The 12,289-nt window shown below is 50.3% G+C and carries 11 protein-coding genes; 5 read left to right on the top strand and 6 right to left on the bottom strand.

Annotation, left to right across the window (positions count from 1 at the left end; genetic code table 11):
• Positions 1-234: 234 nt before the first annotated feature.
• The 5 genes from ACZ45G_RS15240 (at position 235) to ACZ45G_RS15220 (ending at position 6,610) form a co-directional block, all read left to right on the top strand.
• Positions 235-1,098 (top strand): universal stress protein, encoded by an 864-nt coding sequence (locus tag ACZ45G_RS15240; protein WP_464179586.1) that lies wholly within the window; start codon positions 235-237, stop codon positions 1,096-1,098.
• Complete coding sequence (locus ACZ45G_RS15235) at positions 1,091-2,581, top strand: glycine betaine uptake BCCT transporter (RefSeq protein WP_464179584.1); 1,491 nt, start codon at positions 1,091-1,093, stop codon at positions 2,579-2,581. Before ACZ45G_RS15240 ends, ACZ45G_RS15235 begins: the two co-directional genes overlap by 8 nt.
• 168 nt (positions 2,582-2,749) lie before the next feature.
• Positions 2,750-3,718 carry a YitT family protein gene (locus ACZ45G_RS15230; RefSeq protein ID WP_464179582.1) on the top strand — a complete coding sequence of 323 codons (969 nt, stop codon included), beginning with the start codon at positions 2,750-2,752 and terminating at the stop codon, positions 3,716-3,718.
• A gap of 370 nt (positions 3,719-4,088) precedes the next feature.
• A complete protein-coding gene (locus ACZ45G_RS15225) occupies positions 4,089-4,502 on the top strand; it encodes a type II secretion system protein GspG (RefSeq protein WP_464179580.1) in 414 nt (137 codons plus the stop codon).
• 14 nt (positions 4,503-4,516) lie between these two features.
• Positions 4,517-6,610, top strand: a complete 2,094-nt coding sequence (locus ACZ45G_RS15220; protein ID WP_464179578.1) for an HD domain-containing phosphohydrolase — start codon at positions 4,517-4,519, stop codon at positions 6,608-6,610.
• 27 nt (positions 6,611-6,637) lie between these two features.
• Here the strand turns inward: ACZ45G_RS15220 and ACZ45G_RS15215 are convergent, their stop codons facing one another.
• The 6 genes from ACZ45G_RS15215 to ACZ45G_RS15190 all read right to left on the bottom strand — a co-directional run bounded on the left by ACZ45G_RS15215 (position 6,638) and on the right by ACZ45G_RS15190 (position 12,273).
• Positions 6,638-7,939: a TRAP transporter large permease gene (locus ACZ45G_RS15215; RefSeq protein WP_464179576.1), complete on the bottom strand. Its 1,302-nt coding sequence runs from the start codon at positions 7,937-7,939 to the stop codon at positions 6,638-6,640.
• Positions 7,936-8,427 (bottom strand): TRAP transporter small permease, encoded by a 492-nt coding sequence (locus ACZ45G_RS15210; protein WP_464179574.1) that lies wholly within the window; start codon positions 8,425-8,427, stop codon positions 7,936-7,938. The genes ACZ45G_RS15215 and ACZ45G_RS15210 overlap by 4 nt, the downstream gene beginning before the upstream one ends.
• A gap of 67 nt (positions 8,428-8,494) precedes the next feature.
• Positions 8,495-9,535, bottom strand: coding sequence for a TRAP transporter substrate-binding protein (locus ACZ45G_RS15205; RefSeq protein WP_464179572.1), 1,041 nt, complete (start codon positions 9,533-9,535; stop codon positions 8,495-8,497).
• A 58-nt stretch (positions 9,536-9,593) separates the two neighbouring features.
• Positions 9,594-10,886 carry a phenylacetate--CoA ligase family protein gene (locus ACZ45G_RS15200; RefSeq protein ID WP_464179570.1) on the bottom strand — a complete coding sequence of 431 codons (1,293 nt, stop codon included), beginning with the start codon at positions 10,884-10,886 and terminating at the stop codon, positions 9,594-9,596.
• A gap of 69 nt (positions 10,887-10,955) precedes the next feature.
• Positions 10,956-11,663: a GntR family transcriptional regulator gene (locus ACZ45G_RS15195; protein ID WP_464179567.1), complete on the bottom strand. Its 708-nt coding sequence runs from the start codon at positions 11,661-11,663 to the stop codon at positions 10,956-10,958.
• Positions 11,664-11,703: 40 nt separating this feature from the next.
• Positions 11,704-12,273, bottom strand: coding sequence for an indolepyruvate oxidoreductase subunit beta (locus ACZ45G_RS15190; protein WP_464179565.1), 570 nt, complete (start codon positions 12,271-12,273; stop codon positions 11,704-11,706).
• Positions 12,274-12,289: the final 16 nt, after the last annotated feature.

Below are 12,289 nucleotides of genomic sequence, written 5' to 3'. Positions count from 1 at the left end.
AATAGCCCCGCCCCGCCCCTGAAACACCCGTTCAAGGGGCACATCCATTAGTATCAATCCCTTCCCCCTGTAATTAAAAAGTACCTTTATGATACCATTGTTTTGGCATGGCAGATATTCTATCCGCCTTCTCTTTTCTGCTCCAGCTGCCGGACGATTCTGTCGTTGCAACGAGGGATTGATTCGGCTACAATGCGCAGAATGTGAGAATATAGCTGAAAAAATGGAGAAACAATGATGCTGGAAAATGTTCTGTTTCCCGTGGAGGGCAACGAGTCCACAGCGAAGCTTGCTGACATGGCCGGATTTTTGAAGATTTTTAACACAAAGACCATCTCCCTTCTCTGGGTGGGATCGAAAAAAAAAGAGAAAAACACTCGCTTTTTTGAAGAATTGAAACAATTGTTTTCCGACCTTGGCTTTGAGACCGATTTTGTCCAGCGGAACGGCGCCGTTGCGGACCAGATTGTTCAGTATGCCGGCGAGAGCGGGACCGAATTTGTCTGTTTTGCCTATAAACGAAAAAGCCCTTTGAAGCGGGCACTTCTCGGGGATGTTGTCACCGATGTGATCCGGTTGTCAAACCTGCCGGTTTTTGTGTATAAACGCCCCTTTTCATTCCAGAAAACCAAGGGGGTCCAAAGGGTGATGTACGCCACAGGCCTTTCCGCTACCGACATAAAAATACTCGGTTATCTAAAGGACAAAAACCTCAAAGCAGACGAGCTGCTGCTCTTCCACGCAGGAGAGCGGGCCCCTGACCCGGCAGCGGAGGCAAAAAGGATTGAAAGGGCCTATGCCAGGCTTGGGGAGCTTGAGCAGCAGTGCCGCGGTGCTTTTACCCGCATTGATAAAAAAGAGGCTGTGGGCGCTTCAATTACCAGGGCCATTGTCTCCCAGGCCAAAGAATCCGGTGTCGATTTTATTATTGCCGGCAAGTCGGACAAGGCCAATGCCTTTGAAAAAATGATTGGCGCCACCGCCGAGTCCCTTCCCCGCAAATCCCCCTGTCCGGTGCTGATCATCCCCGGCATCTACGAGGGCATCCACGGTGCCGCCCTTTCCGACCGGCGTGAAGATGAGGCCTATCATGGTTAAGAAGAACAGTGTTTTTATTGTCTCCCTGGGTATTGTCCTGCTCCTTGTGGGCTTTGGCATCTATGATCCGGATCTTCTGACCAAAGTCTCGTCTGCCCTCCACCAGTGGATCATCACCGCCTTTGGGTGGTTTTACCTATTGTCCACCTTTATTTTTCTGGTCTTCAGCATTGCCCTGGCCTTGAGCCGGTACGGGGCAATCAAGCTTGGCCAGGATTTTGAAAAACCCCAGTACAGCTATTTTGGCTGGTTCAGCATGCTCTTTGCCGCAGGTATGGGCATTGGTCTCATCTTTTGGGGGGTTGCCGAACCCGTCTCCCACTACATGTCCCCCCCTCGTTACATCGAGGGGTTTTCCGGGGAGGCGGCAAAGTTTGCCATGACCCGCTGCTTTTTCCACTGGGGGCTTCACCCATGGGCCATCTATATCGTGATGAGCCTCTCCATTGCCTATTTTTCATTCCGGCGGGGAATGCCCCCCCTGATCTCCAGCTGCTTCTACCCCCTTCTGGGGGAGAAAATATACGGCGTTTTCGGGCTGACCATCGATATCCTTGCCGTCTTTGCAACGGTGTTCGGCATTGCCACCTCCCTTGGCCTGGGCGCTCTCCAGATAACCAGCGGGCTGGCCTTTGTCTTTGGCACCCCTGACTCGTTTTTCGTCACGACCCTTGTTGTCTGCTGCGTCACCGTGATGTTCATGATCTCGAGCATGACGGGCCTTGACAAGGGGATACAGCTGCTGAGCAAGATCAATATCATGATCGCCCTTGTTCTCCTGGTTTTTATGTTGGTTGCCGGTCCCACAGCCTACATTTTAAACATTTTTACATCAACCCTCGGCGACTACTTCTCCTCGCTTCTCTCCATGAGCCTGACCTCGAATCCCTTCCAGGGGTACGAATGGACCAAAAACTGGACCCTGTTCTACTGGGCCTGGTGGATCGCATGGGCCCCTTTTGTGGGGCTTTTTGTGGCCAGCATCTCCAGGGGCAGAACCATACGGGAGTTCATTTCAGGAGCCCTCATAGTACCCACTTTGCTGACCTTTTTGTGGTTTTCCGTTTTTGGCGGTGCCGCCCTGAACCTGGAGATCAACCAGGGGGTAAAGATCTCCGATGCTGTGTCGGATAATGTCAGCACGGCTCTGTTTGTTCTCTTCTCCCACTATCCCATGAGCAGCCTGCTCTCTTTTGTGGCCGTCATCCTGCTCATCGTCTTTTTTGTCACCTCTGCCGATTCGGCAACCTATGTCCTTGCCATGATGACTTCCGGGGGCAACCGGAATCCCTCTGCATGGAAAAAAATCCTATGGGGCCTGACAGTGTCTGCCACAGCACTGATCCTTCTCATGTCCGGGGGGCTGGAATCCCTGCAGCGGATGTCCATCGCTGCAGCCCTTCCCCTGGTGGTGATCATGCTCTTACTGGTATGGTGCCTTCTCAGGGGGCTGATGTATGAGCTCAAGGAGAACGGGCGATGAGAGAGGTCAAAACCGGGCATTAAGGCCAGTATTGTTGCGGTTTTGGGCCCTTCAGCCCCATGTTTCAGGCAAAGGGAGTGTCATCCACACAGGCGTCGGTCAAGAAAGCCGGTGCAGACGTAAATTAAAACAGGACAGCGCTTGTTCAGTAAAAAAGGAGCAGTGACAATGGCAGAGAAAACGGGTACCGCCAGCAGAAGGGAGCGTTTTTTTTTGAAAAGGCATATTCAACTCCACGGCCTTGGCAGCGTGATCTTATACCAGGTGCTCATTGCCGTCGGCTCAGGGATTTCGGCCTTTGGATACAGCATGTTCATGGTCCCGTTCAATCTGGCAGCAGGGGGGATTGGCGGCTTGAGCATTATCATCAACCACTTCACCGGTCTGCCCGCCGGTATGGTCTACCTTCTCATGAACCTGCCCCTGCTGGTGATGGGGTTTTTTCAACTGGGCCGGTGGCGGTTCCTCTTTTCCTGCGTGTTTTCCATTGTGGTCTTCTCCTTTGCGGCGGATTTTTTTGCCGCCTATCTTCCCGGCATCATGGAGACCTACCCCATCACCGAGGATCTGCTGCTCAATTCCATTTACGGCGGGCTCTTCTTCGGCCTTGGGGTGGGCATTGTGTTCCGGTACGGCGGCTCCTTCGGTGGGACCACCATTCCTGCCCTGATTCTTCACAAGCGCACCGGCTACCCGCTGAGTCAGACTTTTTTTTATCTGGACGGGGGAATCATCCTCCTTGCCGGTGTCGTTTTCGGCTGGGAGCTTGCCCTCCTTGGTCTGCTGGCCCTTTTCTTCGCCGGTACTGCAACGGATTTTGTTTTGGAGGGGGTCAGCCAGGTGCGCACCGTCACCATCATCACCTACTCTCCTGAGGCGTTGAAGCAGGTGATCATGAAAACCCTGGGCCGGGGGATCTCCCAGTGGGAGGTGACCGGTGGGTACTCCAATGATAAGTATACCATGCTCCTATGTACCATCAGCCGTTCCCAGGTCCAGGATCTCAAGGCCATAGTGGCCGAATACGAGCCCAAGGCCTTTATGGTCATCGGCGTGGCCCAGCAGGCCATGGGAAGCTTCAGTTTTATGGCTCATAAAAAGAGCCGCAAGAGTGTAGCCGTGTCAAAGGATCCATGAGAAAAGATCCATGAGAAAAGATCCCGCTGCCGCACCCAATTGAATTTACACGCACTGGAAAATAATAGGGAAACCGCCATGGGGGCGGCTGAAAATGAGCCCTTGCTGCGTAAAAATGCCCCTAGGACCCCGTCGCCAATGACCAGTGCTTTCGTTGAAATAGAGCGCATTTCAACAATTTATCCGGGTGTGCCAGGATTGAAGTTCCCTGCGATATTGACATAATAAAAAATCATGGAAAAAAATCGAATTTAATGCAATCCTATTAAAAATTAGGATATGTTGTGACACCTAATTGCCAGTTGGGAATAAAAGGAAGGACAGCATTAGAAAAATTAAGCATAAAAATGGGTTTACGCTGATTGAGTTAATGATAGTTATGGCCATCATTGGCACCTTGTCAGCGATTGCAATTCCAAATTTTATTCGTTACAGGCAACGAGCCCTCGAAGATAGAGCCATAGTAGAAATCAAACAAATCGGGACTGAAATTACCCTTTTTCAGGTTGATACCGGTAACCTGCCGGAAAGTTTAGCCGATATCGGTCTGGGGTCCTTGCTGGATCCCTGGGAGAACCCCTATCAATACCTGAACTGTGAAACGGCTAAAGGGAAAGGCAAATTTCGAAAGGACCATAACCTGGTGCCTGTAAACACAGATTTTGATCTGTACAGCATGGGGCCGGACGGTAAAAGTCAGAGTCCGTTCACGGCCCAGGCAAGCCGGGATGACATTGTTCGCGCTAACAACGGCCAATATGTCGGATCTGTTTCCAATTATTGATCCAGGAGAACCATATGAAAATAGACCGCTCATTTTTAAAAAGTAAGGTTGCCAGAAGAATTTTTGCCCTGTTTGTTTTATGCGCCCTGATACCGATTTTTGCAATAAGCGGCATCTCTTACTTTCAGGTCTCCAAGGAGCTGAAGATCCAGGGAATGGAACAACTTTACAACTCTGCCAAGATCCATGGTTTGTCGATTTATGAAAGGTTTTTACTCCTTGAAAGCCATCTTTATATTCTTTCTTCGGCCATTCAATCCACGGGTGGAAAAACGGATACCGTCCTTGCTGAACGTGTCATAGGGGAAACGGCTACACAGCGGTTCACCGCACTGGCGCTGATAAAAAACGCTAACAATATCACACCGCTTTATGGCAAGCTCACACATTTTTCTCTGGATATGTTGACAAAACCGGAAAGCGGTAAGACATCCATTTTTTTTCAAGACAATCCAGGTGCGCCATCGGATGTTTATATGATATTGCGCTTGAATCCAGCGGATCCATTATCCGATTATCTGGTGGGCCAGATTGAAATAGCGTCCTTGTGGGGAATCGGATATGAAAACTCACTTCCTCCCATGACAAAATTGTGCATCAGCACACAATTCAGAAAAGTTTTGGTCAGTTCCTTTTCAGTGCCCGAAACGCTCTTAAGTAAACTTGTGATCAAAAATGACGGCAAAAAGTCTAATTTTTTTCAATATGAGGAGGAAGGGCAAGAGTATTATATGACATATCGACCGGTCTTTTTACAATCCGGGTTCGACGGCCCCAATATCAACGTTGTGCTGCGGCGGTCTGAAAAAGAAGTGCTGCGCCCCGTTGCTGATTTTAAAAAAATATTTCCCCTTGTTGTTTTGCTGTCGATCTGGATCATTTTGTATTTAAGTCTTTCGTTCATCCGAAAAAGTCTTACCCCTCTGGAACAATTGAAAAAAGGAACCCTCCGCCTTGCAAAACGGGATTTTAAAACCCAGGTAGTCGTTAACAGCAATGATGAATTTGAAGACCTTGCCGATTCTTTTAATACGATGTCTCGCCAGCTGGGCCGGCATTTTGAAGCGGTGACAACCCGATCAAAAATCGACAGGGCAGTCCTTTCATCGTTGAGTGTAAAAAAGATTGTGAATACGGCCTTAAAAAGGATTTACCTGTTTTTTGACTGTGATTCCATCAGCATTAATATCGCAATGGACAAAAAACCGACAACCTATCATGCCTTTATCCTAACCGATATTAATGTTCGAAAAACTATGGAAGAATTTTTTAATTCAACCCATGAGGACCGAAATATCCTTGCAGCAACCAAAACACACCTGACGCTTGATTTAACCGAAGAGCACCCGTCATTTCTGTCCCAGACCGCAATGAAAAATATGTCTTCATTCCTGGTTTTACCGCTTTTTTTCGATGGCGATCTAAAAGCAACCATTGCACTTGGATTCAAGGACAGGAAAGATTTTTCAAATGAAGAACAGGACCAGGCACGCCAGATTGCGGATCAGGTCAGTGTGGCACTTTCCAATTCTTCCCTTGTCTCGGCATTGAAAAAGTTAAACCTGGGAACACTTGAAGCTCTTGCGCGAACGGTTGATGCAAAATCCACCTGGACTGCCGGCCATTCGGAACGTGTTGCCATCTTGTCTGTGAAGATTGCACAGGTATTGGGCTGGGATGAAAAACTATTGGAATTAATGAGGCGAGCTGCCTATCTGCATGATATTGGTAAAATAGGCATTCCCCTGTCAATATTGGACAAACCCGGCCGGTTAACCGAAGAGGAGTATGAAATAGTTAAGGATCATCCGGAAATCGGTGCCCGAATATTAGAACCCATTGAAGCATATGCCGATGTGATTCCCATGGTATTACAGCATCATGAGAAATTCAATGGGAAAGGCTATCCCCATGGCATAGCAGGGGAAGAAATTTCCATTGGTGCCAGGATAATGGCCGTGGCGGATGTGTATGATGCGGTGGCATCTGACAGACCCTATCGACAAGGGTGGATAGAAGAAAAGGCGATCAAAATGATCAAGGAAGAGGCGGGTGAACATTTTGATCCCAAAGTTGTAGATGCATTTTTAACCGCAATTTCCGAGTAGGAGGCGGCGACATTGGGGGTTCCTTTTTTATAGGAGGTTGGGCAGGAACAGGACCACCTTTGGGAAAAGCATCATCAAAATAATACAAAGGATATAGGCCGGCAGAAAATAGGCCACTCCCTGAAATACCCGTTCAAGGGGCACATCCTTTGCCATTCCTCCCACCACATAGGTGGTGGCACCCACGGGCGGGGTAACAGCCCCCAGGGTGGTCACAATGGTGATGGTGACCCCGAACCAGATGGGATCATACCCAAGTTCCATGGCCACGGGAAAGAAAATGGGAATGGTGATGAGCAGCAGGGCCAGGGCATCCATGACAGCCCCGCCGATGATATAGATCAAAAAGATGATGCCCATGATGGTCAATTTTGAAAAGGGAAGGGTGACCACCCAGTCGGCAATGTCAAAGGGGATCCGGGTAATGGCCAGAAAGCGCCCGAAAATCATGGCCCCGGTAATAATAACAATGACCATGCAGGAAATCCGAAGGGTGTCATAAACTGAACTCTTAAAGTTTTTCCAGGAAAGGCTTCGCTGAACCAGGGCAATGGCAACGGCAAAAAAGGACCCGATGGCCCCGGCTTCCGTTGGGGTGAAAAACCCGAAATAAAGCCCCAGCATGACCACCAAAAATAAAATGAGCATTTCAACGGCACCGGCAAGGGACAAAATTTTTTCTTTGAAGGTGGTTTTTTTTCCAATGGGTCCCCAGGATGGATGGAGGGTGCACAACACATACACCGTCGCCGTGAGCAACGAGGCCAGTAAAATTCCGGCCGTAAGTCCCCCGTAAAAAAGCTTGGCAATGGACTGTTCCGTGGAAAGCCCGATAATAATCAGCACCACAGAAGGGGGGATGACAACTCCCAGGGTGGAGCCGCAGGCAATGGCCCCGGTGGAAAGCATGGGTTCATAGTTGTACTTGTTCATCTGGGGCAGGGCAACCGTGGTCATGGTGGCCGCTGTGGCGGCATTGGAACCGCAGATGGCGGCAAAGGCGGAACAGGCCAGGACCGTTGCCATGGCAATGCCCCCCCGGATATGCCCCACCCAGGTATAGGCGGCTGTGTACAATTTTTCGTTCACCCCGGAATAAAAGGCCACCTGGCCCATGAAGATAAACAGCGGTATCACGGTTAACCCGTATTTGGAAAAAGTGTCCCAGGTCACCGTGGCCAGCATGTTAAACCCTGCATCAAGGGAAATCACAACTGAAAAACCGATAAATCCAACAAGGCCCATGGCAAACCCGACGGGCATGCCAAAGACAAACAAGATTACAAGCAGGAGAAGAATCCCTGTAATGCCGATGAGGGAAAGGCTCATTTTGCACCTGCTTTCTGGGGAAATATCAGGGTTAAGCCGTCGGTCAACAAGGCCAGGGCCAGAACAAAACACCCGAAGGCCACGGCCAGGGTAAAGGGATAATAGATGATTCGCAACGTTTCTGAAAGCTCGCCCGCGTTTTTAAGGATCATGGCCTTTTTAACAACCTGCCAGGCCGCAATGAAAAAAAATCCTGCGCACACCCCGTTATTGACAAGGCCGACCCATCGTCTCAGGGGTTTGGGGTAGGTATTTACCAGGACATCCACACAGATGTGGCCCCGGGTCAGCTGGGTATACCCCAGGGCAAATGCCGTTACAACAGCGCCGACATATCCCATGAGTTCAAAGGTTCCCCGGATGGGGATATAGAACTGCCGGATAAAAATGTTGGCACAGGTCAAAAGGATCATTGCGACCAGAAATGCGCCGCCTGTGATCGTCAGCACCTTGTTTAAAATTATATTAAATTTTACTAAAAACGCCATTGAACGGTCTCTCCAAAAACCCCTTTGCAGACAAGCGCTGTCTGCAAAGGGGAAGATAACAAAGGGGTTATTGGATATAGGTTTTAATATCCTTGATAATTTCTTCGGCCGGCAGCCCTTTTTCTTTGGCGCCTTTTATCCAGTTTTCCGTGATAAAATCAAGTTTGCCGTCCCACCGGGCTTTCTCCTGGGCGGAAAGGGAGATAAACTCAACATTGTTGGATTCCTTTGACCAGGCAATGGCACGCTTAATATGGTCATCCATGTAAGTGCCGGTCCACAGGGACTGTTCTTGTTTAAGATCCATCATAACTTTTTGGACATCGGCGGGAAGGGAGTTCCATTTGCCTTTGTTCATGATGACGGAAAAAGGATAGATAACAGTCTGGGTCATGGTGACAAATTTACAGTTTTCAGCAAATTTAGAGTCCTTCATCACTTCCAGGGAAGAGAAAAGCCCTTTGACCGTGCCTTTCTGCAAGGCTTCAACCGTTGCCGGCATGGGCATGCCAACGGGATTGGCTCCCCAGGCTTTCAGGATCTGGGCGGCGCCGCCCGAAGCTCTCAGGTCCAACCCTTTCATGTCCTCTAAGGTGCGGACCGGAACCTTGGACATGACGTTGCCCGGGGCATTGGTGAACATGGCCAGGACCACCACATTTTCAAAGGCCTTGGGTTTGTAGCGTTCATAAAGTTTGAGAAGGGCCATGCTGCCGGTTTTGGCATCTTTGATTCCAAGAGGAAGGCTGGTGGCATTGGTGACAACGAACCGGCCCGGCTGATAGGCCATGCAGATGTTTCCAATGTCGGCCTGACCCGCCACAACACCGTCCATCATCCCCTTGGCGCCCAGGAGGGTTCCCCCGGGGAAGGTGTTGATCTGAACCTGACCGTTGGTGCGTTTTTCCACTTCCACCTTCCAGCGCTCCATTTGAACGCAGGGGAAGGTGGGGGCAGGGGGGAAATTGGCATAGTTGAGTTTAATGGCGCCGGCCAGTACCGGTGTTTGAAGGGCAATAAGGCAGGTGACACTCAAAAACAACCCCAGGATTGTCGACCCCCCCACTCGTTTTAAAATGGACCGTTTTAAAAATGATCGTTTTACCATGGTGTATCCTCCGTCATAAAATTATGGCCCCGGGGTGACCCCGTCAGCCCTCGGTTTTTCATTCGTCTCTTGTGTCAAAAATCCGCTGGGCTTTGCCCGGGTATCTTGGCAAATCACCATAGGCGCAGATATCAGGCGTGCAACTGACCATGATCTTGGAGTGAACCAATTTTCTTAGTCTGGCTTGAACCTCCTGGGTGTGGCCGGGATCAACTCCCTGGGCAGCTTCCACCCGTATGGTCATGTATTCCTTGCCGTCTTCTTTTCGTTCCAGATGAAGCTGGTATTCGCTGCCAACTTCGGGAATGGCGGACAAGACTTCATCCACCTGGCCGGGGTAGATATTGACCCCCTTGAGGATGATCATGTCATCTGAGCGGCCCAGGATTTTGTCGTGCATGGGAAATATATTACCGCAGGAACAAGGCGTGGTGATTTTCCGGGTGAGATCCCTTGTCCGGTAGCGGATAAGCGGGGTCGCCTCCTTGCATAGCGTGGTGATTACCATCTCTCCGATTTCACCATTCTCAACGGGCAGAAGGGTGTCCGGGTTCAAAATTTCAAGAATATACTTGTCCGCCCAATAATGAATCCCCTCATGCCGGGAACAGTCAAGCCCGGTCCCGGGTCCGTAAAGTTCGGTCATGCCTGTGATGTCGAACATGTCCTCAAGGCCGATGAGGTCCTTGATTTTTGCCCGCATGGCACAGGAACACCGTTCAGATCCCAGGATGATTTTTTTCAGGTTGATCTTGTCGCGGATCCCCTGGCGATTGATCTCCTCGGCCATGAGAAGGGCCATGGAGGCAGTGCAGCAAAATACAGTGGGCTGCAGGTCCACCAGGAACTGGCATTGAATGTCAATGTTCCCCGGTCCCACAGGAATGGCCATGGCACCCATGCGTTCACATCCCAGCTGAAATCCCATGCCCGCCGTCCATACCCCGTAGCCCACAGCTATCTGAACCCGGTCCTCCCGGGTGAGCCCGGCCATCTCATAGCACCTGGCAAACATGTCAAACCAGACATCCAGATCCTTCTGGGTATAGGCCAGCACCTTTCGTTTGCCCGTGGTACCCGATGAGGCATGGATACGCACCACATCCCCTTGGGGCACCGACAGCAGGGGCAACGGATACCCTTCCTTGAGGTCGTTGCCCGTGGTAAAAGGAAGGCCCTGCAGGTCCTCCAGACTCTTGATATCCCCGGGCAAAAGCCCGACCCCTTCAAATTGCTTCCTGTAAAAGGCAGATCCCTCCCAGGCATGGGCAGTGGTCCATTTGAGTCCAGCAAGCTGATGCGCCTGCAATTGCTCCATATCCGTGAAGACAGGCATAAAATGTTTTGTCATGTGGTGCTCCCTTAAGGTATGGTCAGGATAGAACCGGTCCCTGCCGGCCCCTCTTCCATTGTGTTTTTATTAACTGTCCTGTTTTTTCTGGGCTTTTTTCTTGTTTTTTTCTGCCTGATCCAGCTGGGCCAATACCATGTTTTTCCCTTTGATGATGTGGGCCCGGAGCAGCTGTTCAACTTCATCACCATCCCTGTCCTTAACCGCTTTGAGCAGGTCGATGTGGTCCTCATTGCTCTTGAGAACAGCCTCCTCCTGGTTGAGGATAATCTGGTGAACGCTGGGCAGCTGTGCCCGAAGCTGGTTGACCATGGTGATCAGTTTGGGATTTTTGCTCAAGGCATAGAGAAGGTCATGAAATTGGGTGTTGATCTCCTGAAGTTTGTCCCAGTTTTTTTTGGATTCCAGACACTTGTCATATTCTTTGATGTTTTTTTCCAGGGGGATCAGGTCCTTGTCCTGATAATTTTCCGCAGCAAGCCTTGCCGCATACCCCTCCAGCACGCTCCTGATGCCAAAGGTCTGCTCAACGTCTTCCTGGGTCAGGGTGACCACTTGAAATCCGCCGGAATGAAGCCGTTCAATCCAGCCCCCCAGGGCCAGCTTGTGCAGAGCTTCCCGCAGGGGGGTCCGGCTGATACCCAGCATGTCCGCCATTTTGCTTTCCACAAGCCTTGCCCCTGGCTCAATGGTCTGGTCGATGATGGCGTTTTTTAAATATTCAAATACATCCTGGCCCAGGGAATTTCTTTCCTTAAAATTAGTATCTAATTTCATGTGAATCCTCGGTTGAAAAGTTTTCTTTCAATTTCCTAACCTAACTGTCCAACATGGCCCTGCCGGTTTCATAACAGGTATCAAAGATTTTAAGGTTCAAGGCCTGGAAGGACCCGGGGCTGATGGCCGAAACCGTTGTCCTCAGCTCATCTGCATTCAAAGGTCCCACCCCGAAACTAGAATAAAAGGCAATCATGGCAAGATTGGTCGATCTGGGAGCTCCCATATCCATTGCTGTCTTGCCTGCCTCCATGGCCCTGGGGACAATCTGCATTTTGGAAAGATAGGGGGCCACCCGCTCATCCGGGAAGGCATGGGTCCCGGCATTGGCAAAGAGCATCCCCCCTTTTTTCAGGTAGGGCAGGTGCCGATAGGCTTCCGATTCATCCATGGACAATAAAAAATCAGCCCCGCCAGCCCGGATCAGGCTGGACTTTGCTGTCCCTATTTTTAGGTGGGATACCACGGACCCGCCCCGCTGGGCCATGCCGTGGGTTTCTGCTCCCAATATATCAAACCCCTTGTTCAAAGCGGTCATGGCCAGCACACGGGTCATAAATAATATCCCCTGGCCCCCTAGCCCGCTCAATACAAAATTAGTCGTTTTCATTTATATTTTCTCCTCG

Source organism: Desulfoconvexum algidum, assembly GCF_055382125.1.
Note: the sequence above shows the minus strand (reverse complement) of the source record. Positions and strands in the feature narration are given on the sequence as shown.